This is a genomic window from Aphanizomenon sp. CS-733/32 (assembly GCF_028330045.1).
GTDB classification, from domain to species: domain Bacteria; phylum Cyanobacteriota; class Cyanobacteriia; order Cyanobacteriales; family Nostocaceae; genus Dolichospermum; species Dolichospermum gracile.
In genome coordinates, this window is the sequence record NZ_JAQMSE010000218.1 from 1 (window position 1) to 25,872 (window position 25,872).

The following is a 25,872-nucleotide window of genomic DNA, read 5'->3' on the forward strand; positions in this document are numbered from 1 at the left end:
GATTTATGGTATGGAATTATGGGCTGATTTAGCTCTGAATTTAATCAATCTCAAGCCTCATAAACGCCTCTTTTTTCAACGGGGCTTTCAGGCTCTATCCCTTATGAAACAAGCTCTTTAGCCGCCTTGTCACCCGTTAAGGTCTGAATCAGAATATCCAGGATGAAAGGATGTACAGGATAATGATTTAAAATGGTGCTTTACTGTTACTATATTATATAGCGATCGCTATGCTACACCCAAAGTCTTTACCAATGGTGCGTTACTAGTCGCTAACATTTTTACTGGCTTTTTGTAATAAAAGCTACACTAAGCTACCAGAGGACTATTTTATTCCATTAAGGTTTTCAGATCTTACCAGTGGGGAAGAAACCGAATAGTTTGACTACTCCACTGATTAAGGCGATAATCACTGCTACTAGAACTCCACGATTAATAAATTCTTGGTTATCTAGTCTTTTATCAATACCAATAACTTTTTCTTCTAGGGTTTTAATTTCCCCTGATAGTTTTCCATCTAGGGTTTTAATTTCCCCTGATAATTCTGCCTGGCCGATTTCCAGTTTATTTAGTCTACCATCAATAATTTCTAGTTTTTGATTGACTTCAGCAAATTGCTTCTCCATTTTTTGATTGACTTCAGCAAATTGCCGATCCATTTTCTGGTTAACTTCGGTAAATTGCTTCTCTATTTTTTGATCCAAACGAGATAATATTTCTTCCAGAGTATAAGTGAGAATTGGTGGGTTGGTTGTCATATATTTTCGTGATAGTTATTTTGGGGACAATAACAGTAGCATCTGTCATTTTACTATTTTACCCCTTTGTGAAGGAGAAGCGGCTTTTTTACCAACAAGATACCACGCGAGTTCAGAGTTCGGAGTTTCTCCTTCGGAGACGCTACGCGAACGGAGTTATGATTTTTTCAAAGAGAGAATAAGGGTTTGAGACTCCTAGGTGGGGTGAGTTTTCCACAAGTTATCGTTATGTCGAAGTCACGTGATACCCGACTTCTTAGAGAAATCGGGTATCTGACTCTTGCAATATTACCGCTACATAGCTTAAACAGTCACAAAGCTACTAGTAGATAAAGTACCCTTGTATCCCGTAATATCCCTACCCAGAGAATCAAATAGGCTTACGCTATCGCTCCAAAGGAGAAAACCGCATCATTAAAATCGTAGTCACTTACCCCCACACCCGCAGGTAGATCTTCAAAACCAAAGGTATTATTCCCAAAACTTCTCAAATGAGCCGCACGGTCCGGGTTAGCTACCCCAAAGCTAAAATAGGCTACAGGTAAAGTCGTGTAATTTTGCGCGGTAGCCGCACTATTATTAGGGTTCGCAGCAAAGAAAGCATTAATCGCTTGTTGGAGATTACCGGAGAAGTTACCACCATTAGCAATTACAAAGGGAGAATAGATTTTACCACCACTGACAACGACATCACTCGCAGCACCACTACTTGAACCCCCTACCCGCACAATAAAGTTATCTACTACCTTACTCAAAGCAGCTTTCGCATAACCGGTTTCCCCGGGTTTAATGCCATTTACAGACCCCGTTACATCATCCACCTCATAGAGACCGAACAGATTATTAAAAGCTGCGGTGGTCCGATTTAGGGCATTTTGCAGGGAGTTTTTGACAAGGGATGGGTTGTAGTTATTAGGAAATTTGTAGCCCAATGTATCAACAATACCAGTTAATGTACCTGCTTCCCTGGGAATCAGTTTATCATCAGGAGCAATTGGGATTAGCTGAGTTGGTGCTACAGTATCAGTTGCAGCTTTACCCGTAACCGTTACCCTAACATTAGCACTTGCGGAAAGACCACCATCAGAGACAGTGTAACTAAAGACATCATTACCTAAATAATTGGCATCTAACAGCGTATAGGTCAAATTATTGCCATTGATGTCCACTTTGCCATATTTACCGTCGGTTTTGCTGGTGATCTTTAAACTATCTCCTTCAGGGTCACTATCATTGTTTAAAGGGTTGATAGTTCCCGCACTTCCTTGACTGACAGATAATTGATCATTTTGTGCAACGGGAGGATCATTTACCGGAGTCAGATTGATTGTGATGGTAGCAGGATCAGATTCTGCTTTTGGAGTACCATTATCAATCGCTGCTACTGTCAATGTGGCAACATTACCATTAGCATTAGCAACGGGATTATATTGCACATTAGCTAGGTTTTCAACTAATATCTCTTGATTGACAGTCACTTGTTGACCATTCACAAAAGTTAGGCTTCCAGCGGTTGGTAAACTTATTACCTTAATTGCCATTAAATCATTATTGTCTTCGTCTTGGTATTTACCCTTGTCTTTGAAGTCTCCAATACCAAAACTAATTATTTGATCTTCTTGTCCATTTTGGGTGAAGCTTTGCAGATTTGGTTTTTTGTTAGGTGCAGCATCATCATTATTAATTGTTCCCTTAGCTGTAGCGTTGGTAGAACTAACAACCGCACCATTATTAGGATTACTCAAACTCACAGTAAACGTCTCATTGCCTTCAAATAGGCTATCTTGAGTTGTTTGAACAGTGAAAGTTTTGCTAGTTTCTCCTGTGGCAAAAGTTAAAGTCTCAGTTTTGGCAGTTAAATCACTGCTACTAGCTGTATCATCTGTCGCAATCGAAGTGGCTACAGTGACACTTTGGTTAGCTTGAGCATCCCCTGTACGAGTTACAGTAAAACTAACTGCACTTCCTTCTGTGGCAGAAGCAGCAGCAATACTAAATACAGGTGCAGCGTCATCATTGTTAATTGTTCCTTTCGCTGTAGCGTTAGTGGAACTAACAACCGCACCATTATTAGGATCACTTAAACTTACAGTAAACGTCTCATTGCCTTCAAATAGGCTATCTTGAGTTGTTTGAACAGTAAAGGTTTTGCTGGTTTCTCCCTGTGCAAATGTCAGAGTTTCCGTTTTTGCAGTTAAGTCATTTGCACTAGCTGTATCCCCTGTCGCAATAGAGGTATTTACAGTCACACTTTGAGAAATTAGATTATCTCTGGAACGAGTCACGGTGAAATTGATAGCATTTCCTTCCACCGCTTCAGCAGCCGAAATTCTAAATTCCGCTGGTGTATCATCATCAGTAATAGTTCCCAAAGCTATGCCATTTGTAGAACTAATAATTGCACCATTGGTAGGATTGCTCAAACTAACAGTGAAAGTCTCATTGTTTTCTACAAGAGAATCTTGCGTTGTTTGAACAGGGAAGGTTTTAGTTGTTTCTCCTTGTGCAAATGTGAAAGTTTGAGTATTTCCACTAAAGTCAGTAGCACTTGCTGTATTTTGTGCCTCAATAGAGGTAGATACAGTAACAGTTTGGTTAGCTTGAGCATCTCCTGTGCGGGTGACAGTGAAATTAATTGCACTTCCTTCTAATGCCTGAGCAGCAGCAATACTAAATACAGGTGCAGCATCATCATTATTAATTGTTCCTTTGGCTGTGGCATTTGTGGAACTAATGATTGCACCATTGGTAGCATTGCTTAAACTAGCAGTAAAAGTCTCATTTCCTTCAAATAGGACATCTTGAGTTGTTTGCACAGCGAAGATTTTAGTCGTTTCTCCCTGTGCAAAAGTCAGAGTTTCCGTTTTTGCCGTCAAGTCGGTATCACTGGCTGTATCCCCTGTAGCAATAGAGGTAGTTACAGTTACACTTTGTTGAGCCTGGGCATCTCCTGTCCGAGTTACAGTAAAGTTAATAGCATTTCCTTCTGATGCCTCAGCGGTAGCAATGCTAAATATGGGTGCAGCGTCATCATTATTAATTGTTCCCTTAGCTGTGCCATTTGTAGAACTAATGATTGATACATTTGTAGGATTACTTAAACTGACAGTAAATGTCTCATTTCCTTCAAATAGGACATCTGGAGTTGTTTGGACAGCAAAGGTTGTAGTCGTCTCTCCCGGTGCAAAAGTCAAAGTTGCTGTTTTTGCAGTCAAGTCGGTATCACTGGCTGTATCCCCTGTAGCAATAGAGGTAGTTACAGTTACACTTTGTGAAGACGAATTATTTCCTGTCCGAGTGACAGTGAAAATTATGATATTTCCTTCTGTTGCTGAAGCTGAGGTAATAGCAAACTGTGGTAATTCATAATTTTTCAGAATAGCTAAGGGATTACTATTCGCACTAATTAAGGTGTAATTGCCCTGGGGTGAAAATGTCAGTTGATTGATGTTTTTGAATCCTTCAACATCCACTTTTAATGAATCTTGTGCCGGATTAAAATCAGTAATTATGTTGGGACTTTGCAGATATGCACCATTAGCTAACCAAAAGGTATCTTGACCATCACCACCTGTTAAGGTGTTACCACCAAGACCAGAGAAGATGACATCATTACCAGTATCACCAAATACTTTGTCATTGCGATCAGGGAATATTTGATCATTGCCTTCACCACCTGATAAAATATTATTACCTTGACCATCGGAGAATATTTGATCATTGCCTGAACCACCTAAAGCCGTATCATTTTCCTTAGCAAAGATTTCATCATCACCTGCACCACCATCCAGGATATTGCCACCTCTTCCTGTTTCAACAGCACTAATATAGTCATTACCTGCTAAACCTAGTACAGTATAACCGCTTGTAAAGGCTGTTAGTGAATCATTTCCTGAAGTACCACTAATAGTAATAGGTAGATAATCAGGTAGCTCAATAATGCCTAGTTTCTCAGGAATTGTTGTGCCTGCAACATTAAAATCATTATCATTAATCACAGCGAGAATATTGGGGGCAACTAATGCCAAACCTTCTAATTTTTCAACCCCGGTGTAACCTATTTGGGCTGCATTAACAATTAAAGTTTTGTTAGCAGAAATAATTCCAGCGGTAGTTAATTCTGCTGGGCTTAATTGTTCGATAGTCTTACCACTTGGCAAAGTAAAGTTAGCAGGATTATTGATATTAGTCGCTGCTGCTAAATCTATTTGATAGATAAGTTTATTGGAAGTATTATCACTTCTATCATCTCGTTCTACAACGGCAAATTTACCATTACCCAAGGCAACAGCATCACCGATTTTATCAGTTTTGGCATTACCACTGCCTGTAATATCATCCAAGAGATAGAGATATTCACCAGTTACCTGTTTAGAAACTATGTCAAATTCCAAAATTCGCAAATTACGGGAATTTCTGGAAGTTGTATCACCGCCATTATCGGGATTATCAATTGGACTTTGAATAAAAGCATATAACTTGTTGCCTTCTAGTGCTACTGCTTCAAAGCCCCGGTTAGCCCGTCTTTGGGCGTAAACTGCGGGTAATACCTCAGTTCCAAAAGTCCCTGCGGGTTGATCTGGTTCTGTGGCTGCTGCTGTTCCTTGGGGAACAAAACGATCAAGTAACTTCCCATTGACATCAAAATGGTAAATTGCGGGACGATATTCATCCACCAGCCAATAGTTGCCATTTGGTGCAATCACGATACCTTCGACATCAGCCCCTAAAGTATCATTAGGTAAGATTTGACCATTTAAATCAACGCCAATTTCATCAGTGTAAGCTGTTCCACCAGCCCCAGCTTGGACATTGGGAAGTCCAGTTAATGGAGTTGTACCATCTTCACGAAATAACCCAGTTCTTTTGGTAATTGTGATTTGATTAGTCGGTTGATTGAGTTCAAAACTGACTATTTCTGGTTGAAAATTGGGTAATAAAAACGGTCTATTTTGACCTGTGGGTTCACCATTGGGACCACGATCTGTATTAGTAACAAATTTGAGATTGCCATTATCTGCTACACCTTGGAAATACAATCCAGAAAAACCGCCCAAAAGTATGTCTTGTCCGGTGGAAGTTGTGCCTAATTTGGGTAGATTTTGAAATTCATAAGTCGTTAACTTTGGTGGGGAAGCTATTTCATAAAAGCTAACGGTATTACTAACTTCATTAGAAACTGCCAACATGGGAAGAGAATTGGGACTATTTTCGGCAGAGATAAATTTTAAGCCTTCAGGAGAGACATCACCTTCGGTTCTAATATACTGAACAAATTGAGGTGCAGTGGGGTTGCTAAGATTATATACCATCACCCCACCGCCAGCCCGTTCTAAGCCAACGAATCCATAAGGAATACCATTAATTACGCCAACAATTGCACTTTCTGGTTCAGGTCCTTTATTATCGGAACGAGTATCAAATTCAGTGGCTGAACCATTATTAGCATTAAAGAATGTAGGCGTTTGTTGTTTGAGAATTTGTTCGATTTGGTCGCCACTGTCATATACTAATTTACCCTGATCATCCCAGATTGAGAAAGAACGAGCGCCGTAAGCATAAAGTTGATCAAAGTCTCCGTCTCCGTCGGTATCTCCTAGTTTATTGGTAACGGTTAAACGTCCTAAATTTTCCGGTTTTTTCAACTCAGTAGCATTAGGAAAAGCTGTAGGATCAAGATTTAAACTAGAAACTCTTGCTTCTTCGTTAAATAGTGATCCTTCATTACCAAAAGTACCATTTGCTGTAGGACGAATCCGCGCATCTCCTTCATTGGCGGTGATATAATAGGTTTTATCAGCAATTTGAAAAGAGCTAATTGCATCGGGTTGATACATCCCGAAAATTGGCCAATTTTGAATATTAATTTTACCTCCACCACTAGAAGTACCATTAACATCTCTATCACTAGCATCAAGACCATTTCCTGGTAAATTATGATTTTTAAAACCTAATGGAACAATTTTAGTAATACTAGCAGTAGGAATGTCTAAAACTGCAAAGGCGTTATTTTCTTGTAGGGTAATAAATGCAGTTTTGCCATCGGGAGAAACTGCAATATACTCTGGTTCTAAATCTTGAGCAACGGTGGCATTAAGCCCAAAAAGTCTGACTCCGGCAGCTTTTAAAGTTTCTTTTTGCCCATTAAATGCCGTGAAATTTGCAGTTGTAACTTTACTGTTATCTAAACTGGCAATGTTTCCAGAAACATCAATAATACTAATTGAACCTTCTGGATCAATGGCATAATTTTCACTGGGTTCTCCTTCGTTGGTGACAAGTAATTTGCTACCATCCGCAGTGAAAGTGATCATGTCAGGTAAAGCACCTACTGTTACTTCGGAAATTTTAGTGAGAGTTACAGCGTCATAAAAAGCAATTTTACCAGGGTCGGTACTTGTAGTTGCAGAAATAGCGATCGCCACAATGCTATTTCCAGTTCCTATGCCTTTTCTGACGGCTACACTTTGAATTCCTGCACCTAAGCTAGAAAGATCAATGTTAGTAACTTGAGTGGGGTTATTTGCATCAGAAACATCCACTACTTGGAGAACAGGTTTATTCGCAGATTCTCCAGTCACAAACAGGCGTTGAGATATGGGGTCAAAATCAGAAATTTCTGCGCCGCTTAATTTGATAGTACCGATATGGTTAAGTTGAATTGAATTCATAATTTTTGTATTGACAATTAGAGGTTTGTTGTTACTTAGTCTGCGACGGAGATTTTAGTCTTTTTGATCTCTAAAAAAATGGGTAAATTTTTGACTATAAAGAGAATCTATCCCAATTTATTTAAGGAATAAATAATTAAAGGTTAAGGAAAATTAAAAAAACTAGAATAACAGCTTATGTGTTAACCCTGTGTTTTCTAAATTTCAGTAATTTTTGTTCTATCAATTTGGTCTTATTCCCTGATTTGTAGGTTGGGTTGTGGAACGTAAACGTATCCGGGACACTGCGTGAACGCGGAGCAATTAGCATAAAACCCAACAAATGCGTTGGGTTGCGCTGTCGCTTAACCCAACAAAGCAGGAAATGGACAAGGTATTGACTCCCACAATAGATCATATCTGAAGGTGGAACGATAGCTTACCTTTAGGTAACTTGTTTGCGTAGCATTCTGTAGAAAGCGCTAAAAAATAGGTATTAATACTGGAGCAAGCAACCAATTAGTTATGACCTTCTCAAGTATATATTGTAGGTATTAAGGAAAGTTTTCCCATGCTTGAGTAACCAACTGACTTAACCAGCGTCTTTGTTGTCTATCTAACATTTGATCATCCGCTAATACTTGGGTCGTTAATTGATCTAAGGACTGACCCTGGGCGCGAACAACTCTAACTACACCAGCAATTACCGCAGCAACTAGTTCCTCGTCAACTGGCTGTTTTCTGAGTGCAGATATTTCTTGGGGACTGTCTGGGATAGGATAATTCATGGCGTGGGTTTAGGAAATTTACAATATGAACAATAAACTTGATAGTCACGAGTCAGGAGTCAGGAGTTTAGGAGAAAGAAATTGAAGAATAGAGAATGGAATTTCTCCCCTGTTCCCTGTTCCCTGTTTCCTTCCATCTCAAACCTTATGTATCCTGAGTCCTTATACTTGATAAATTATAAGATCTCGCGGTAAGTGGGAAACTCAGTCCTTTTAGGGCTGAGAGGTAAGCGACACGAGCGGTTTTAACCGCTGTGGATATTAAAATTGAAACCAGATTTTTGATTGGAATCTGGAAGCCAACTCCCATTTATGGGGTAATGTTAGCTGATGCCTACAGCACGCTGCGCGAACGACCAGTTATCAGAGCTTTTTAGACTTGCAACACTGTTTCTGTTACCTTAAAACTGTTTAATTGCAAATGACAGAGTAGGGAACTAGTGAAGCAGCGCAGTCTTGGGGGTTTCCCCCATGAGCGACTGCTGAACCCCGAAGGGGCTACGCATTCCGGGGTGTCGTGACTCAAATAACGGCTACCATGAGAGTAAACTCAGGGTGGTCTGGTCAGTACGGCTTGCTTGATTCCTCTTACAAGCCCAGTCCCTTTAGGGCTGGGTTACTGACTAAAATTCTTTATGGGATCTTTATGAAGTTAATCAGCGCAGATTCTAACCTAGTTTCTGCCTTTTTTTAATCTGTCTAACCGAGTAGATTGATAGGAGATATCAGAAAAATATGCAAGAACTTCTTTATTTAGAAATTCCTACGCCCGATACAGTATCCGTTAGCAAATGGCTACAAACAGATTTTGTTGTTGAAAATGGGCAAAAATTAATTACCCCAGATGGTTTGCGGTTGAGAAGCGCGGTTCAAAGTACCACTGCTGGTGATGTGGAACTGTCTATATTTGTGTGGTCGGTGCAGCGAACAACTTATCTCAAGGTATTCCGTTGGGGAGATGAACCTTTTCCAGGGGAGAGAGGTATTCTCCAATCTCTGACACAGGAAATTAGAGGTCGCTTTCCTAATTGCTACCCAGAACTACCTGTCATTGATGCCCAAAATTCAATTTTCGCAGAGCTAGAACCTTATTATCCCCTAACTGTTAAGTATTTTCAGAAAATGTCTAATGGGGAATATCACCTCAACCGGGCTTACTGGTGGGAACAACGGTGGCGCGAAGGGGTAAGAAATCCGCAAAAGCCCCGACAAGTGGTATTTTATCAAGGGAATAGCCAGGAAACATCACCTGTTCTTTCTCCTGCGGCTAGTCCTGAGTATGACCTGATTTATATTGGTGGTGCTTTGGGGTCAATTCATGCAGCAGTGATGGCTAAATTGGGCTATAAGGTGCTGTTGGTGGAAAGATTACCTTTTGGTAAAATGAACAGAGAATGGAATATTTCTCGTGATGAAATCCAAAGTTTAATCAATTTGGGTTTGTTAACAAATGCTGAATTAGCAGAAATTATTTCTAGGGAGTATAAGGACGGTTTTAATAAGTTTTTTGATGGGAATAATCCTGCTAAGTTAAAATCCCCTGTTCTCCACACTCCTACTGTTCTGAATATAGCTTTAGATTCAGAAAGGTTACTGGCATTATGTGGACAAAAACTTCAAGCTGCTGGTGGTGATATTTGGGACGAAACGGAGTTTTCCCAGGTGAATATTAGTTCTACACAAGTTGCTATTAATGTCAAACATTTGCCTAGTGGCAATGAACGGCAAGTGAGTGGAAGGTTGTTGATAGATGCAATGGGAACGGCTTCACCGATCGCTTGGCAATTAAATGGTGGTCGGGCTTTTGATAGTGTGTGTCCAACGGTGGGAGCGGTGATTGAAAAGGGCTTTGAGCCTGGGGTTTGGGATTCTGAATATGGGGATGTTCTCTATAGTCATGGGGATATTTCTAGGGGACGACAGTTAATTTGGGAGTTGTTTCCTGGGGTTGGGGAAGAGTTGACGATTTATCTGTTTCACTATCATGAGGTGAATGAGCAAAATCCTGGTTCTCTGTTGGAAATGTATGAGGATTTTTTCACAATTTTGCCAGAATATCGGCGTTGTGATTTGGATAAATTAGTGTGGAGGAAACCCACTTTTGGCTATATACCAGGACATTTTAGTGTAGATAGTAGCGATCGCACTATTGCAGTTGATAGATTAATTGCCATTGGTGATGCTGCTTCTTTGCAGTCTCCTCTAGTTTTTACTGGTTTTGGGTCTTTAGTCCGCAATTTAGACCGATTAACTACTCTGTTAAATATCGCGCTCAAACATGATTTATTAAGTCAGCAACACTTAAATAAAATTCGGGCTTACCAAAGTAATGTGGCGGTAATGTGGTTATTTTCTAAAGGAATGATGGTTCCTACTGGCAAATTTATCGCCCCCCAAATGATAAATGGGATGCTGAATACTTTCTTTGGGTTATTAACAGATGAAACCCCAGAAGTTACAGATAACTTCATTAAAGATCGTTGTGATTGGTTCACTTTTAACCGTCTCGCTTTGAAAGCAGCCATGAAAAATCCGGCTTTATTATTGTGGATTTGGCAATTAGCTGGTTGGCGAGATTTATTACGTTGGCTGGGTAATTATGTGAGCTTTGCTCGTCATGCTTTAGTCAGTCTGATTTTGGGGACATGGTTTCCACAATTCTTAAAATGGAATCAATCTTGGTTAGAAAATCGCTTTCCAGGATTATGGTTACAATTGTTAGTAATTAACTATGCAATTTCTACCGGTAGACCACGATTACCGCCGGCGTTGCGTTAGTTTTAGGGATTTCCAAGAAATAAATTATCCTGATTAACGAACCACGGAGGCGCAGAGGACACAGAGGAATAAGGGTTTGAGAGATTTTTGCGTTAGGTGGTTTATCGGTTGTCAAGAGATTGCTTCCTTTCACTCGCAATGACAACTCATGCAGCACAGGTTTATTAGAGACTTCCAATCAAAAAAATATCCCAAAATTTCTTGTGGTGCGGGACGAATTGCCCGCTAATCATCAAGGACGGGCAAGGATGCCCATCCCACAAAATTGGATCATTTTTTTGTGGAGTTCTCTTAGGAACGCAAATTTAATAACCTGCAATTCTGATGTAACCTGGAATGGTGCGTTACGCTGTCGCTAACACATCCTACTTTTGCACCTTATTTAATTCACATTCCTTATTTAATTATATTCATCATCAACATAGGATTCATATATCTCCGGTGTTTCTGCAGAACTAACAGAGTCCGATAGTTGGAAACTGTCATCTGTCATCCGAATAATTTCTCCCGAAAAGAATTTGGCTAAACTTTCCGCAGCTTTAACGACTCCATCATGATCCCAATTTGATGGAGATGGTGACACCGATGGCGGAGAAAGAGTTTGTACTGGTGCTGTATTGGTAACAACAGGCTCAATTTGGACTGGTGTGGGTAATGGCGTGGATACTGTAGCTACTGGTTGTGGTGTGGGTTGTGGTTCTGGTGTTTGTTGATATGTTTGTTGGGGTGGTTGTTGAACTGGAGGAGAAGTTGGTGGTGGTGGATTTCTCCTGGTAGATGTGGTGTTTGCAGCGGTAGCTTTTTCTAAAGTAACTTGAATTTCTTGCTGGAAAGTTTGTCTAAAGGCTGTGGTGATAATAGGTAAATAAGATTTCACTTTGTCATACCAAACCGCTTTTACACCTACACGGGCAGTGTGACCATTAAATTCCATTAAGTGGCACATTTGACCCAGTAATGCTTGTGTGGGTAACTGTTGAATATGTCCACGAACTTGTTGCCAAAGTTGAGTTAAATCGGATTGTGAACTTTCTCCTACTGGTTGATGGTTTGTGGGTGGTGGAGATACAAGTTCTTGGGGTGGTGGTGATGCGAAATTAACAGATGGATTGTGATTTGTGGGTGGATATGCTGGTGGTGCAGCAACGGGTGGATATGTTGGGGTTGCAGCGGTTGTATTGGTTCTTGGCAGGATATTTGCGGTTTGGATTTGAATATTGGCACTGGGTAATAATCCCAGTAATGTTACTTCTAACCATAACCGGGGTTGAGTGGTGTTTTTTAGTTGGACTTCGGCTGTTCTTAGGTGTTGTTGTCCTAGCAAGATGGTACTGATGTCAAATTTTTGGGCAAATTCAACTAATGATGACCAAGTTGACTGAGTACAAGCAACTAAATCTTGACGATTGGGGGCAGTTTTAGCAATGAGAAAATCTCGATAAAAAGCGGCGAGATTTTGGAGAATAATTAGGGGTTCTCGTCCTCTATCGAGGATTTTCCGGGTAGTGTCTAGGACTATTTCTGCTTGATCTTGAGCGATCGCTTCTAACAATCCAAATAGGTCTTTTTCGCTGACTGAACCCACCAAATCCCAAACTTTATCTGGTGTCACTTCCCCAGCGACTAGAGCTAATTGATCTAATAAACTTTCTGCATCTCTTAATCCCCCTTGGGCAATTTGTCCTACTAAAGTCAGAGAATCATGGGAAATATTAATACTTTCTTTATCGGCAATATGTGTTAAATGTTTTACCATTGCCTCTAACTGAATCCGTCGAAAATCAAACCTTTGACAACGAGAAATAATTGTTGGTAATACCCTTTGTGGGTCTGTTGTCGCCAGAACAAAAACAACGTGCTTGGGTGGTTCTTCTAGGGTTTTAAGTAACGCATTAAACGCTGCGGTACTTAGCATATGACATTCATCAATCACATATACTTTATAACGGCACTGCATCGGGGCAAACTGCGCCCGTTCAATCAGTTCCCGGATATTATCAACACCAGTATTACTAGCAGCGTCAATTTCAATAACATCAGTAGAATAGCCTTTAGTAATACCCTGACAGATTTCACAAACGCCGCAGGGTTGGGGGGTTGGCTGGTTGCCTTGAAGACAATTGAGAGATTTGGCGAGAATTCTCGCACTGGAAGTTTTTCCTGTACCTCTGGGTCCAGTGAACAAATAGGCAGGGGCGATTTTCGCTGAGAGAATGGCATTTGTTAGGGTAGTAGCGATCGCCTCTTGACCCACTAGTTCAGCGAAGCTCTTTGGCCGATACTTATGGTGCAGTGGTTCGTAAGACATGGAGACAGGTTTAAATCCGTATTATATTCCAGGTAAATTTTTGGGTTTTATTATTGTAACAACTCATAGCGCTCGATTTTGAATTGACTCCACCCTAAAGGACGGGTCTTGTACCAAATTTTTGAATCTAAAATCTAAAACTTTTATAGTTTTAAATATCTAGTACAACACGGCGTAAATAAATCAACCATTATCAATCGCCAAAAAGCTTGCTCAGTATTAGTTTTGACTTTTGACTTTTGACTTTTGACTTCCGCCTTGCGGTACTAGTAGTCTGTCAAGAACTAATTAACGGGTAAATAAATTTTTCTTCTTCCTTCGCGCTCTTTGCGTCCTTCGTGGTTCATTTATTCCTGATCCGTCAAAATAAATTTGACGAACTACTAGTCACTGCCACAGCTAAAATTTTAATAGGCAACATCAATGGTGCATCAAATGTTCAAGCGGCTAATTCAATGGCTCAAAAAAATTTTTCGGCACTTGTTTGGTGGTAAACAAAATCTCACCCTTAGTCGAGAGGAAGTCCCCACGCAAGTAGCTCCACCCCTAAGTGATACAGATTTAGAATTTCTATTTACAGAACTACTAGAAGGGGTTCATCAGGTCAAGGGACAAGCTTGGGCGCAAAAATGGTTACATAATCTTGAACATCGTGTTAGTACGGAACAGTGGTTAGAATGGTTAATGCGTTTTGGAGACAGATTATTAGCATCTGCTAAACCACATAATGAATTAGCAGCCAGATTAGTCCAACTTGGTGAGCTAGGAGTTGGGGAAATCGGCAATCTGTCCTACGATATAGGCATGAAAGTCTTAACACTTAATCCAGGAGAACCAATTTGGGAATATGACGGTCCTGATGTAGTGGAGAGTAATCCCTTAGTATCTGCCAACACAGAGGAAAATTTATCCGAAGGGGAATACAAAACTGTCACCCTAGATGAACTGTTGATGATGTTGCAACAGGATGAGAACCTATGTGAACAAATCTCCCAACAATTAGGAGTGGAAACACAAAATCCCGAAGAGATTATTCAGGCATTGGTTAATCAGTATAATGAAGCGAACGAACCTTCTGTATAATCAAAACTGAGGACTGACACTTTTCGTGATTATAGTCTTCAGTTTTAGGAAACACAGGATTAGGACAAATTACGCTTTTTGTGAAATAGTATAAAAAGGATTTTTAACTTAGTCTGATGAAGACAAATCCCCATAAGTAGGTGGGCGTTAAAAATTGTCGTTGGGGCAAGGGAACAGGAAACTCTTAACTGAGAACAGGAAGAGAGTTTGGAGTGATTTTACTTTTCTTCACATACCTTTAAATTTTTCTGTTCATCTACTTAACTCAAGTTTGATTTGTTCGGTGTAGCTATTAGTATTGTTACGCAGGTCTATTAAATTTTCTAGACTTTTCCGTAATTAATAATTTTTTTGACACAACAATAGCTACAATCTAGGAGAAAGAAAATCCCATAAATTGGCAGATGTTCAGGTGGCTCTTGCAGTGGCTTAACAGATTTTTACAGTACCCCTTTGGCCGTCTTGGGATAAGTGATCCCAAGTCTAGTCAAGGCAATCTGGTGGCAGATCAACCACCAGAACTCACGAATGCGGATCTAGAATCGTTATTTAACGAACTCCTAGAAGGAGTGCATCAAGCGCGAGGACAACAATGGGCATTGAAGTATTTGCAGCGGATGGAACCGCGCATTACTGTTGACCGTTGGATTGATTGGCTGTTGATATTTGCAGACAAATTATTGGCTTCTCCCGCTCCGAATCTTCAGTTAGCCAAGCGGATGGTGAAACTGGGTGAGTTGAGTATTGGTGAGATTAGTAACTTGTCCTATGACATCGGGATGCATCTATTACGGCGCAATCTTAATGAGGAGTATGAAAGTACGCAAGAGTCGCAGGAGTTGGCAATTTCTATACCTACGCAGGAGGAGTTAGATACTCCTGGTCAGGAATTGCTGCGCCAATTTGGGGAGCAAATCTGGCAAGATCAGGAAATGGAGACGGTGAGTAGTCCACAATCCCTAATAGGTGAGGAGCTATTCACTGGTGAGTCTCTAGAGTTAAGTCATCAGTCTTTGGCTGAAGATATTTTTGACAATACTGCCAAGACGGAAAATGACTATCAGAGTTATGAGCATAAAATTCAGGAATTTTCCCAGAATGTAGCGGATATAATTGCCGATCCAGAATCTCCCAGGGAGAAAAGCTGGCATGAGTCTTTGGTAAATTTAGAACCGCAGTTAGCAGCCACTTTCGATGAGTTGGTGGTGCGGTTGGAGCAAAGTAACAATCTTGTTCAGCAGTTAGCGTCGGAATTGGCAATTCGTGATGGTCAGATTGTGCAACAATTCAGATCACAAATGGTTGTTCATAATCCGGCGGAAAGTTGCTTCTATGAAGGTTTACAACAAGCTAAGGATGGAAACTTATTAGCGGCTTTGGATTTGTATAAACGAGCTAGTCAAATCCAACCGCAAGCTTATGAATATTGGTTTAATCAGGGGTTGACACTGTTTTATTTGCAACGGTTTACAGAGGCGATCGCTGCTTATGACCAAACCCTGTCCCTCAAACCGGATTTCTATAAGGTTTGGTATAGCCGAGGCGGTATTCTCGGTGAGTTGGGAGACTTTGATGGGGCTATTGCTTCTTTTGATCAAGCGATCGCTATTAAACCAGATTATCAACCAGCTTGGTCTAGCAGAGGCTTGGCATTACTCAAGTTAGGTTTGATCGGGGAAGCCATTGATAGTTATGATCAAGCCTTGAATTTAGAACCCCAAGATGGGGAAACTTGGTATTACCGAGGTATAGCTTTAGCTGTGGTTGAGCAATATGCAGAGGCGATCGCTAGTTACGACCAAGCCCTCCATCTCGAACCCAACTATCATGAAGTATGGATAGACCGGGGTGTGGTGCTATTTAATTTAAAACAATGGTCAGAAGCGATTGAATCTTGGGATCAAGCCCTGGCTGTGCAACCAGAATTTTATTTAGCTTGGTATAACCGGGGTGTGTCCTTTGAAAACTTAGGTTGTCGGGAAGATGCGATCGCCTCCTATCAACAAGCGATCGCCATCAAACCCGATTTCCATCCCGCATGGTATAACCAAGCCGTAGCCCTATTTTACCTAGATCGTTTCCCTCAAGCCATTTCCTGCTATGACAGCGCCTTAGAAATTAAACTAGACTATTGGGAAGCTTGGCTAGGAAGAGGGGCGGCTGCTGGTCATCTCACCCCCCAACAATCATCATTAATTGTCGTTAGTAGCATTTCTGCCGCCAATCCCGCCCTCAACTTAGGCGGCTATGAAGGTAAATTAGCTAGTTATCAAGAAGGTTTAAAACATCTTCGCCCCGATACCCATCCAGAAGGTTGGGGAAGATTACATATAGCTATTGGTAATACTTATTACGAGCAAGGCAAAAAAGAAACTGCACATCGCGATTATTGGCATCATGCCATGTCTGAATACCAATTGGCACTATCCACCCTCACACCCGAAGATTTTCCCGACTTGCATTTAGAAATTTTGCAACTTCTAGTTAAAGTCCTGGTTTGTTTAGGAGAAACAACAGCCGCCCAAGAACTACAAAAATGGGGAATTGAACTATTACAACAATTACTCAATCAGCCCACCCGTTCTGATGAAAATAAAAAACAACTCTTACTAAAATTCATAGGTTTGGGACAACTAGCAGTTGATTTGGCTGTAAATACAGGAGACTTAGTAGAAGCTTGGGAAATCGCTGAACAGGGTAAAAATAATTGTTTACAGTGGTTAATACCTGATTTAAATTATCAACTTCAGTCGGGGAATTATTATGTTATTCAAAAATTGCTGAATCCATCCACAGCTATAATTTATTGGCATATTAGTCCAGCCGCTTTGCACACATTCATTATCAAAGATCAAGCCCCATCTCCCATTTTACTCTTTACACCTATCCAAGATATAGAAGCAATTCCAGAGGGAGTAAGACGCTTAATTGAATTTGAACAATGGTTAGCAGATTGGCAACAGTCAGCCACAGTATCAAAACTATTACAGTTGCAAAATATCTTAAATATTTCCACAATTATTCAAGAACTGGAAGGGGTAGAGACAATCATTTTAATTCCCCACCGTGACCTGTACAAGTTACCTTTGCACAGTTTATTTAATCTGTCTTTTGCGACCGTAGTCTCTGCAAAGGTGGCAAATTACAATATTAGCTATCTACCCAGTGTAGCTATGGGAATGTATTCACAATCTCAATCATCCTCTAATGGTCATCAATATCATGGTCATCAGGAATATCCTCTACTCAAATCTGATCAATTAGCATCAGAAATCATTAGTGAAACCTTTGCTATTTCTCAGGATTTTCTGAGTTATTAAGAGATGATTGTTAACAGTTGACTGTTAAGGGACTTCCAAAAAATAAAGTTCTCAATTAATGACAATGATCATCATTGGTAATGTAATGTCTTTTAATTATCCCTCTTATCTGTTTAAACTTTTAAGAGGGCTGGACTATTCCTTTACACATCTATATCTTTATTCATCAGAAATCACACTTAATATCCATTCTATCCATCGTCTAACTGTGCTAGAACGTCTATCAGCAGTTTCATTATTTTTCTCAAAAATTGTAGGCAAAGTATCATAATGGTCAAACTTAGCCATTAACCTACTTTCTCGGAATTCATTAATGCTATTTGACTCTATCTCAAAATAGCCTATTTCATGTATTTTTTCTAGAATGGAGTATTTTTCAAATAGTGCTTCCCAAGCAATATCATTTTTGGTTTTTGGTTTTTTAGTATTTTTATTACTCATAGTTTTTTACTAAAATTTCATCCACTTTACCTCTTTTTTTACCATTACAATTTATCGCTCTTATAGCTGAGATTTTTGTATGCAGATAATCTTTATATAGGTCTTCGATAAATTCTGTACAAGCATTGCTTAGTAAAATATGACAACCCCTACTATTTAGATCATCAAATACCTCTTTCAATCTTCTCTGTTCCTGTTTATTGAAACCGTTAACATCGTAGCCAGTAAAAGAAGCGGTTTCGGAAACTGGATCATAAGGAGGATCGAGATATATAAAATCTCCTCGTTTTGCATCTTTAACAGCTTCTTGAAAATCAGAGTTTAATATTCTAACTTGATTTTCATTTAAATATTTATTAACTGCTTTTAAAACAGCTATATCTAAAATATTGGGATTTTTATATTTGCCAAAAGGTACATTAAATTGACCTTGAGAATTAACTCTAAATAACCCATTATAACAAGTTTTATTTAAGAAAATAATCCTGGATGCTCGTTGAACTTCTGTTTTAGACTTGAAATTCTTTTCTCGATCCCAGTCTCTAATATCATAATAATAATATTCATTATTTTTGTGATTTTTTAAATCCTCAATTAGTTCATCTAAAGAATTTTTAATTATTTTGTAACAATTTATCAATTCAGCATTACTGTCATTAATGACAGCTTTTTTAGGTTGCAAACTAAACAAAAGCGCACCACCACCAATAAAAGGCTCATAGTAGGTTTGAAGATTATAATTTTTAGGCAGGTGATTGGCTAGAATTGTCGGCACAAGCTGTCTTTTTCCTCCTGCCCACTTTACAAAGGGTTTGACTAACGGATTAACTGATACCATTTTATGACCTGTAAATTATTAAGTGACAATAGCTCATTGATACTATTGTACTATATAATTGATATTTTCGTCTAGAATCCAGATTATACTATATTTTTTGGAAAAATCTGGATTTTTGAGAATTATTGGATTATTCCCAGTTTAATTGACATTCATGTTGATCAAATTCCCAATCAATACATACATCAGATATGGAGTCCATCGAATTTATTATATTAAAAACCTGAAGTTTATCTTCTTGTTGATATAAGCTAACAGCATATAAAATAATAGCAGCTAACCAAGCATCAAGTCGTCTAGCAAATTCAAGTGTCCAATCATATCTTTATATCAAAGTCAGACAACCATTTATACGTTTGAATTTAGATCCTATACCGCATGGTTAAGGCCATACTACGCTATCGGTTGACGCTCACGGAAGCCTCATTAATTTACAATCTGCTATATTCCCAATCACCAATTATCTATTTTGTAAAAATTCCGCGTGTTCAGGTGAATTTAATCCGGCTTGTAAAACTGCTAAAACCTGAGTCATGTCACCTGACAATAATGCTGGTACTGCTAACCATAAACCGGGCATAACTTGACTTTTGATGACACCATCAGCATCGGGTTCAAGAGAGATATATTCACTTTCATGTAATTGAAACCAATTTAGTTTTTTTTCTAAACTTTGCCAAACAATATATTCTTGAATACCGTTGCGACGATACGCCTTTTTTTTATCATGCAAATCATAAGCTGCACTACTAGCAGCAATTTCGGCAACTAATTCTGGTGAACCTTCAATATAGTCATCTGCTGTAATGCGGGACTTTCCTCCTAAACTTTGATCAATGAATAAAATTCCATCGGGTTGGGGTTCGTTATCTTGATCTAATCTAATTGTGGGTTCAATACCTAACTTGACACCAGGTGTGGAAATTCGGTAATTCCATAACCAACCAATTAAATTGCTGTGGGGTTCAGCATGACGTTGAAAGCGTAAGGGTGATGCCACGTAAACTACTCCTTCGATTAATTCGGCTTTTTTAACATGGAGACTTTCTGTATAACGACGTTCAAATTCGTGGCGTGATAGGCGATCGCCACTTTCTAAAGGTAAAATCAGATTTTGAGGAGTATTGTTAATATCTGGTTTCTTAATCACCATGTTGCGTCCCTCCATTAATTACCTTAATTTTATAAAATATCCAACTTGTTAAACAACCATTTGCACGCACTATCCACGTCTGGAACTTGTTCTCCAGGGGGTACAGGTGGACGATTTACCATCACAACCTTAATTCCGAGTTTCCTAGCGGCGATAATTTTGGGATAGGTGGCACTACCACCGCTATTTTTACTAACAATGGTATCTATATTATATTTGAGTAAAATTTCCTGTTCGTTTTCTAAGGTGAATGGTCCGCGATCGCATAAAATTAATCCAGGTGGGACGATAATATCAGTATTTGGTGGATCAATCATCCGCATTAAAAACCAAATTGCCTGTAAATGTGCAAAAGTCGCAATTTCTTGTCTACCAATTGTTAAAAATACTCGTTTAGCTTGATTTGCTAACACAGTAGCAGCAGCGAGATTATTTTCTACTTCTAACCAGCAATCATCTCCTAATTTTTCCCAAGGTGGACGAATTACCATTAATCGCGGAATACCTACTTCCTGTGTCGCTGCGGCAGCATTTTCAGAAATCTGATGAGCGAAAGGATGAGTAGCATCAATTAATAGATCAATTTCCATTTCTCGCAAATAACCAACCAATCCTGGGACACCACCAAAACCGCCAATTCGCACATTACCAACCAGATTAGCAGGTTTACGAGTTCGACCAGCTAAAGAAGCGATCGCCTCAATACCAGGAATATTTGCTACCTTAGCCGCCAATTCCACTGCATCACCAATGCCACCGAGAATTAAAACCCGCAACATATCAATTCCCTAAAAACCTCATGCTGTATTTATTACTCCTGACTCCTTTTAACTTGATTTTGGAGTTTTTCTATAGTTTGGGAATGTGACCGCTTTAATGAATAATTCAACCAAATCAAACTACCAGAAAACATAGTTACAACTACAACCAAAATACCTGTTAACAATTTCACCTGAAAATGCAGACGTTTTACCTGATTAACTTGATTTTCCTCTGGAAGTTGAGACATAGAAGCTAAACGGAGATTTTCATTATCTACCATCACCTCCATCCTCGTTTCTTCCACTTTTACAAATGTCACCTTACTTTGCAGCCATTGAGTAATTAACTCAGGACAATTTTTATTAAACCATTGCCAAGCCAGCATTTTAGCTACTGGCTTCGACTTTTTAGTAATAAATTTTAGAGTCTTATTGAGAGTTCCAAAACGCAACTTATGATTGATCAAATTAGTCGAGCCAACATCATAAAGACAATCTATGATGGCTTTGATTGTAACTTCTTCCTGGTAAATCAAGGTTTTTAATAACAGTCTAAGTTCATTAATTAGTTGTTCCTCTTTCTCTTTTTCCTTAACCTCTTGTGTTAAATGGCTAGATATTTTTACTGATTTAGACATATTAAAAGTATGGGTGGCTGGAAAAGTTTTTTTTATAATTCCCTGTCCCGATTACCCCATCTTCCGAGAACCAGAAATTTTCGCCAAAGCATCTTGAAAAGCGGGTGGTAACTTACGCATAATTTTACCTTTTTCCCGATCTAAAGCTACTAACGTAACCAGAGCAGTAATATATAAATCTTGACCATCAGGAGAAACCAGGGTGTAGTCCCAGTTCATTCGCACTCCTGTTACCTCAGCCATCCGTGTTCTTACTAGGACTGGCATTCCTAATTTCACCGACTGATGATAACGAATTGACAACTCTACAACAGGCAGATCACAACCTAAAGCTACTAAATCAGCAAATTCAATGCCGATAGAACGTAAGCACTCTACCCGCGCTTCTTCCATCCATGTTAAATAAGTACCATGCCAAACTATACCCGCATAATCAGTATGGTGAGGTTGTACCCGGACTGGATATTCAAACCAATTTTCAAATGCAACATTGGTAACGCTGTCAATGGCGCTGGTGGGTGGTAATTGGGGCTGATTGATTTCTTTAGGCATAATTATAATTTTTACAAGGGACAGATGGCTAAAAACCCGATAAAACTTTGTAAATTGGATATTTGTCAAGTATTTCTCATCTTACCAGATTGTCAAGACGTTGCGTACAACGCCCATGATTCCCAAAATTTGAGCAATACTGGTACATGAAGAAAAATAGACAGAAATTACAAAAATGACGATTCAACTTACAAATACAGGATTATTAGACTGGACTGGTGATACTTTAGCCTTTGGTCTCTTTGAAGATGCGGTAGAGTTAACTGGTGATCTGGTCAAGTTAAATGATAAATTTGCAGGAATTTTAAAAGAAGTTATTGCTGAGGAAGAGTTTACAGGTAAGGCTAATAGCACCGTTGTTATTCGTTTAGGTGGGGCTTACCCAGTCAAGAAGCTAATTGTGGTTGGTTTAGGGAAACCAGACGCGCTGAAATTAGAGAGTTTACGCCGTGTAGTTGCGACTGTAGCCAAAACTGCTAAAAAGCAAAAAACCAAGACTTTGGCAATCAGTTTACCACTGTGGAACAATGATCCAGCCGCCACAGCCCAAGCGTTGACTGAGGGCATAGAATTGGCACTTTACCAAGATATTCGCTTTAAATCTGAACCGGAAGATAAAAATCCCCAGATCGAAACCATTGATTTACTTGGTTTAGCTGGACAAGAAGCGGCTATTACTCGCGCTAATCAAATTGTTTCTGGCGTGATTTTGGCGAGACAGTTGGTAGCAGCGCCGGCGAATACGGTTACACCTATTACTATGGCAGAAACTGCTCAAGCGATCGCTCACGAACACGGGTTAGAACTGGAAATTTTGGAACAGGAAGAATGCGAAAAACTAGGCATGGGGGCATTTTTGGGAGTCGCCCAAGCTTCTGATTTACCACCAAAATTCATTCACCTCACCTATAAACCAGTCGGTACACCTAAGCGGAAACTGGCAATTATCGGAAAAGGCGTAACTTTTGATTCCGGTGGATTGAACATTAAAGGTGCTGGTAGTGGGATTGAAACCATGAAAATGGATATGGGTGGTGCAGCGGCAACTTTAGGCGCGGCTAAGGCCATTGGGCAGTTAAAACCAGATGTGGAAGTTCACTTTATCTCTGCCGTTACCGAAAACATGATTAGCGGCAAGGCATTGCACCCTGGAGACATCTTAACTGCCTCAAATGGCAAAACAATCGAAGTTAATAACACCGATGCTGAAGGGCGGTTAACCTTGGCTGATGCCTTGGTTTATGCTGAGAAATTGGGTGTGGATGCGATCGTTGATTTAGCTACTCTTACAGGTGCTTGTGTGGTGGCTTTGGGCGAAGATATCGCTGGTTTATTTACACCAGATGAGACGGTAGCTTCCCAACTACAAACCGCCGCTGACAATGCCGGTGAGAAAATTTGGCGGATGCCGATGGAAGATAAATATTTTGACGGGTTAAAATCGGGTATTGCTGATATGAAAAATACTGGACCCCGTTATGGCGGTTCAATTACTGCGGCTTTATTCCTGAAGCAGTTTGTTAAGGATACCCCTTGGGCGCATTTAGATATTGCCGGACCAGTTTGGGCTGATAAGGAACATGGCTATAACGGTGCTGGGGCAACTGGTTTTGGTGTGAGAACACTGGTTAGCTGGGTTTTAAGTTAGTTTAATTTCACCTCAACAGGGCGGGGAAACCCCGCCCCTACGGTTTATCCTCTAATTCCGCAGGTATTACAGCAAATTTAAGAATTAACAATCTAGAGAAAGTAAAGCCTAAAAAGATTGTCTAGCAAAAATTTTAGGCTTTTATTTGGTAAAACGATCTCATCAAGAAAGGAACGGAAAAACCATACAAGAGTTGAAAGGGTCTTTTTTCCTTGACTTCCTTCTCTGTTATCTCTAATGTCTTCTTGACAATTTCTCGATTCACTTTCTTGACTAAATCTATATTTATTCTTTTTCTAAAGTAAACTAACAAGGCTTGCTGAGTAAATCAAAAACCTATATGAATCAATGACCTGGGAAGATAAAAAGCGAATAAAAATCCTTAAATTCTGCACATATTAATTCAGACAAAAAACCTAAAATTTTTTCGGCATCAAAGATAAATTATAATCCCTGATAACTTCTGGTTTGATTTGATTTAAAAAAGTTGTTGTCGGTACAAACCAACTTAATTTTCTAAATTCTAATATTTCCTCATTTGTAGGTTTTTTTCCATCAGCATAAACATACCAATTTCTAATAGGATAGGAACTTCTACCATTAATACCTATCAAATATCCATTATGATTTAGAATTGCACCACCACTCATACCCTGTTCAATATCACTACTATAACCAATTTCATAACCATATTTGAAGACAGGTTGGGAAATTATTTGTTCTACTTTCCCTGTTTTAAAAGCGATTCTATTAGTGGAATTAGAATACCCAGCCGCTAAAATTGTGGTATTTTTATTAATGTTAGCAGTATTAATCTTTTTGGCTACACAATATGATTGGTTAGACGCAAATTCTAATGTCGCTAAATCTAGGTTATCAAAAATCTTCACAGATTTAGCATGGTAAATCTTACCATCATGGGTTTGAACTTGCGGTGTATAAATATTAACTTTTGACAAAATACGGGGATTAATTAATACCAAGTAGCTGTCGTAGTCTTTACCTATAATTGTTCCTGAACCACTGTCTTGTTGACCAAAAATTTTGACTGTAATTTGATTAGCAAGGGTTTGTAGTTCTATATCTTCATATACTTGACCATTCACTGGTTTCAGATTACAAATTTCTGGTTCAATATTAATTTTTGTTTTGAGTGACAAAAAAGTATTTATGGGGATTCCCGCATTAAAACCTGTTTTTTGCCCTTTACGAGTAATTCCAGTCTCATTTTGTTCAGTTATCCATTTTTTGAAAGGGAATCTATATATTTTTGTTGTCACTTCTGACCGATTAATGTAGTCATCATCCGAATCTGCTAGTCCATGAATAGCAACAACTTGACCTTATTTCCATCTACTTTTAGTGCTGCTTTGTCTGCAAAATTAACACCAACACTGCCACTCCAATAAAGGTAATTACTTGTCAGTAGTTTAGTGTCTGCATTGCTACCCTCATATAAAGAAGGATTAGAGTTATTTGTAGGATATGTTGGCGCAAGTGCAGGGTCGGGGGTTTGAGCTAATAAATTCGACGAGCTTTGATTTGTAGTACCAATTACCGTTAGGTCAGCAGCCCTTGTGGATATTTCTTCAGCTTGGGCAGGGGAATCAAAAGATAAAATAGGTAGTAAGACAGAAACCAGAAAGTGTAAAAAAGTCTTCATAATTAGACATTTTTTGTATATCAATAGTTAGCGAAAATACTATAAGTGATTACAAAACTACTTAACATCTACCTTTGGATAGATATTTTTATATGGCGATCGCTTTTACCGTGTTGATGGCGATCGCTCTCGTAAAAACGGAGGTACAGGATTGGGGTTAGCTATTGCTGTGGCGATCGCCCAAAAACATCAAGCGCATCTGAAAGTTGAAAGTCAGGTGGGAATAGGTAGTATTTTTACGCTAGAAGTAAAATAAGCAATGATTCTATGCTAAGTGAATATAAAGCCCAGCAGTCATGTGAGAGGGGGTTTGGTTTTCTCGAAGACCCATTATTTTTTGCAGACAGTATTTCCCTCAAAAGTCCTGAGAGAATAGAGTCTTTGGGAATGATTATGGGTTTATGTCTACTGGTTTATACTTTGGCTCAACGTCATATTAGAAATGCTCTTTTGGAGTCTAAATCAACAATTAAAAATCAATTAGGCAAAGCAA

General features: G+C 39.3%; 16 protein-coding genes and 3 pseudogenes. 7 read left to right on the forward strand and 12 right to left on the reverse strand.

The window, feature by feature from the left end; all coding sequences use genetic code 11:
- Positions 1–347 precede the first annotated feature (347 nt).
- The 3 genes from PN471_RS18155 to PN471_RS18165 all read right to left on the reverse strand — a co-directional run bounded on the left by PN471_RS18155 (position 348) and on the right by PN471_RS18165 (position 8,196).
- Positions 348–758: a hypothetical protein gene (locus PN471_RS18155; protein ID WP_053538561.1), complete on the reverse strand. Its 411-nt coding sequence runs from the start codon at positions 756–758 to the stop codon at positions 348–350.
- 380 nt (positions 759–1,138) lie between these two features.
- Positions 1,139–7,429, reverse strand: coding sequence for a choice-of-anchor I family protein (locus PN471_RS18160; protein WP_271778035.1), 6,291 nt, complete (start codon positions 7,427–7,429; stop codon positions 1,139–1,141).
- Positions 7,430–7,962: 533 nt separating this feature from the next.
- Positions 7,963–8,196, reverse strand: a complete 234-nt coding sequence (locus PN471_RS18165) for a hypothetical protein (RefSeq protein ID WP_039200269.1) — start codon at positions 8,194–8,196, stop codon at positions 7,963–7,965.
- A 735-nt stretch (positions 8,197–8,931) separates the two neighbouring features.
- Here PN471_RS18165 and PN471_RS18170 point away from each other — a divergent pair.
- Positions 8,932–10,974, forward strand: coding sequence for an NAD(P)/FAD-dependent oxidoreductase (locus PN471_RS18170; protein ID WP_271778036.1), 2,043 nt, complete (start codon positions 8,932–8,934; stop codon positions 10,972–10,974).
- A 400-nt stretch (positions 10,975–11,374) separates the two neighbouring features.
- On the opposite strand, the gene PN471_RS18175 is transcribed toward PN471_RS18170, so the two are convergent.
- Positions 11,375–13,282 (reverse strand): DNA polymerase III subunit gamma/tau, encoded by a 1,908-nt coding sequence (locus tag PN471_RS18175; protein WP_271778037.1) that lies wholly within the window; start codon positions 13,280–13,282, stop codon positions 11,375–11,377.
- A 423-nt stretch (positions 13,283–13,705) separates the two neighbouring features.
- On the opposite strand from PN471_RS18175, the gene PN471_RS18180 reads away from it, so the two are divergent.
- Entirely contained in the window at positions 13,706–14,365 is a 660-nt protein-coding gene (locus PN471_RS18180; protein WP_193890897.1) for a hypothetical protein, read from the forward strand.
- Between the two features lie 404 nt (positions 14,366–14,769).
- Positions 14,770–17,403 (forward strand): annotated as a pseudogene (locus tag PN471_RS18185) (tetratricopeptide repeat protein); the annotation flags it as partial.
- 441 nt (positions 17,404–17,844) lie between these two features.
- Here the strand turns inward: PN471_RS18185 and PN471_RS18190 are convergent.
- The 6 genes from PN471_RS18190 to PN471_RS18215 form a co-directional block, all read right to left on the reverse strand.
- Positions 17,845–18,126, reverse strand: a complete 282-nt coding sequence (locus PN471_RS18190) for a type II restriction enzyme (protein ID WP_271778039.1) — start codon at positions 18,124–18,126, stop codon at positions 17,845–17,847.
- Positions 18,119–18,964 carry a DNA adenine methylase gene (locus PN471_RS18195; protein ID WP_027402257.1) on the reverse strand — a complete coding sequence of 282 codons (846 nt, stop codon included), beginning with the start codon at positions 18,962–18,964 and terminating at the stop codon, positions 18,119–18,121. The genes PN471_RS18190 and PN471_RS18195 overlap by 8 nt, the downstream gene beginning before the upstream one ends.
- 460 nt (positions 18,965–19,424) lie before the next feature.
- On the reverse strand, positions 19,425–20,117 hold the full coding sequence (locus PN471_RS18200; RefSeq protein WP_271778040.1) for a Uma2 family endonuclease: 693 nt from the start codon (positions 20,115–20,117) through the stop codon (positions 19,425–19,427).
- Positions 20,118–20,146: 29 nt separating this feature from the next.
- Positions 20,147–20,896, reverse strand: a complete 750-nt coding sequence (locus PN471_RS18205) for a cobalt-precorrin-6A reductase (RefSeq protein ID WP_271778041.1) — start codon at positions 20,894–20,896, stop codon at positions 20,147–20,149.
- A gap of 32 nt (positions 20,897–20,928) precedes the next feature.
- Positions 20,929–21,516, reverse strand: coding sequence for a hypothetical protein (locus PN471_RS18210; RefSeq protein WP_271778042.1), 588 nt, complete (start codon positions 21,514–21,516; stop codon positions 20,929–20,931).
- Positions 21,517–21,567: 51 nt separating this feature from the next.
- Positions 21,568–22,068, reverse strand: a complete 501-nt coding sequence (locus PN471_RS18215; protein ID WP_271778043.1) for an acyl-CoA thioesterase — start codon at positions 22,066–22,068, stop codon at positions 21,568–21,570.
- 24 nt (positions 22,069–22,092) lie between these two features.
- Between PN471_RS18215 and PN471_RS18220 the strand changes: the two genes are divergently transcribed.
- Both PN471_RS18220 and PN471_RS18225 read left to right on the forward strand, forming a co-directional pair.
- Positions 22,093–22,218, forward strand: coding sequence for a hypothetical protein (locus PN471_RS18220; protein ID WP_271778044.1), 126 nt, complete (start codon positions 22,093–22,095; stop codon positions 22,216–22,218).
- 25 nt (positions 22,219–22,243) lie between these two features.
- Positions 22,244–23,716: a leucyl aminopeptidase gene (locus PN471_RS18225; RefSeq protein ID WP_271778045.1), complete on the forward strand. Its 1,473-nt coding sequence runs from the start codon at positions 22,244–22,246 to the stop codon at positions 23,714–23,716.
- Positions 23,717–24,132: 416 nt separating this feature from the next.
- Here the strand turns inward: PN471_RS18225 and PN471_RS18230 are convergent, their stop codons facing one another.
- Both PN471_RS18230 and PN471_RS18235 read right to left on the reverse strand, forming a co-directional pair.
- Complete coding sequence (locus PN471_RS18230) at positions 24,133–24,996, reverse strand: S1 family peptidase (RefSeq protein ID WP_271778046.1); 864 nt, start codon at positions 24,994–24,996, stop codon at positions 24,133–24,135.
- 35 nt (positions 24,997–25,031) lie between these two features.
- On the reverse strand, positions 25,032–25,379 hold the full coding sequence (locus PN471_RS18235) for a hypothetical protein (protein WP_271778047.1): 348 nt from the start codon (positions 25,377–25,379) through the stop codon (positions 25,032–25,034).
- A 97-nt stretch (positions 25,380–25,476) separates the two neighbouring features.
- Between PN471_RS18235 and PN471_RS18240 the strand changes: the two are divergent.
- Positions 25,477–25,635 (forward strand): annotated as a pseudogene (locus PN471_RS18240) (ATP-binding protein); the annotation flags it as partial.
- Positions 25,629–25,872 (forward strand): annotated as a pseudogene (locus PN471_RS18245) (IS1634 family transposase); the annotation flags it as partial. The pseudogenes PN471_RS18240 and PN471_RS18245, both read left to right, overlap by 7 nt.

Bases quoted from the DNA above. Each gene is read 5' to 3' on its own strand.
- PN471_RS18155 (WP_053538561.1), bottom strand. From the start codon at position 758: ATGACAACCAACCCACCAATTCTCACTTATACTCTGGAAGAAATATTA.
- PN471_RS18160 (WP_271778035.1), bottom strand. From the start codon at position 7,429: ATGAATTCAATTCAACTTAACCATATCGGTACTATCAAATTAAGCGGC.
- PN471_RS18165 (WP_039200269.1), bottom strand. From the start codon at position 8,196: ATGAATTATCCTATCCCAGACAGTCCCCAAGAAATATCTGCACTCAGA.
- PN471_RS18170 (WP_271778036.1), top strand. From the start codon at position 8,932: ATGCAAGAACTTCTTTATTTAGAAATTCCTACGCCCGATACAGTATCC.
- PN471_RS18175 (WP_271778037.1), bottom strand. From the start codon at position 13,282: ATGTCTTACGAACCACTGCACCATAAGTATCGGCCAAAGAGCTTCGCT.
- PN471_RS18180 (WP_193890897.1), top strand. From the start codon at position 13,706: ATGGTGCATCAAATGTTCAAGCGGCTAATTCAATGGCTCAAAAAAATT.
- PN471_RS18190 (WP_271778039.1), bottom strand. From the start codon at position 18,126: ATGAGTAATAAAAATACTAAAAAACCAAAAACCAAAAATGATATTGCT.
- PN471_RS18195 (WP_027402257.1), bottom strand. From the start codon at position 18,964: ATGGTATCAGTTAATCCGTTAGTCAAACCCTTTGTAAAGTGGGCAGGA.
- PN471_RS18200 (WP_271778040.1), bottom strand. From the start codon at position 20,117: ATGGTGATTAAGAAACCAGATATTAACAATACTCCTCAAAATCTGATT.
- PN471_RS18205 (WP_271778041.1), bottom strand. From the start codon at position 20,896: ATGTTGCGGGTTTTAATTCTCGGTGGCATTGGTGATGCAGTGGAATTG.
- PN471_RS18210 (WP_271778042.1), bottom strand. From the start codon at position 21,516: ATGTCTAAATCAGTAAAAATATCTAGCCATTTAACACAAGAGGTTAAG.
- PN471_RS18215 (WP_271778043.1), bottom strand. From the start codon at position 22,068: ATGCCTAAAGAAATCAATCAGCCCCAATTACCACCCACCAGCGCCATT.
- PN471_RS18220 (WP_271778044.1), top strand. From the start codon at position 22,093: ATGGCTAAAAACCCGATAAAACTTTGTAAATTGGATATTTGTCAAGTA.
- PN471_RS18225 (WP_271778045.1), top strand. From the start codon at position 22,244: ATGACGATTCAACTTACAAATACAGGATTATTAGACTGGACTGGTGAT.
- PN471_RS18235 (WP_271778047.1), bottom strand. From the start codon at position 25,379: ATGAAGACTTTTTTACACTTTCTGGTTTCTGTCTTACTACCTATTTTA.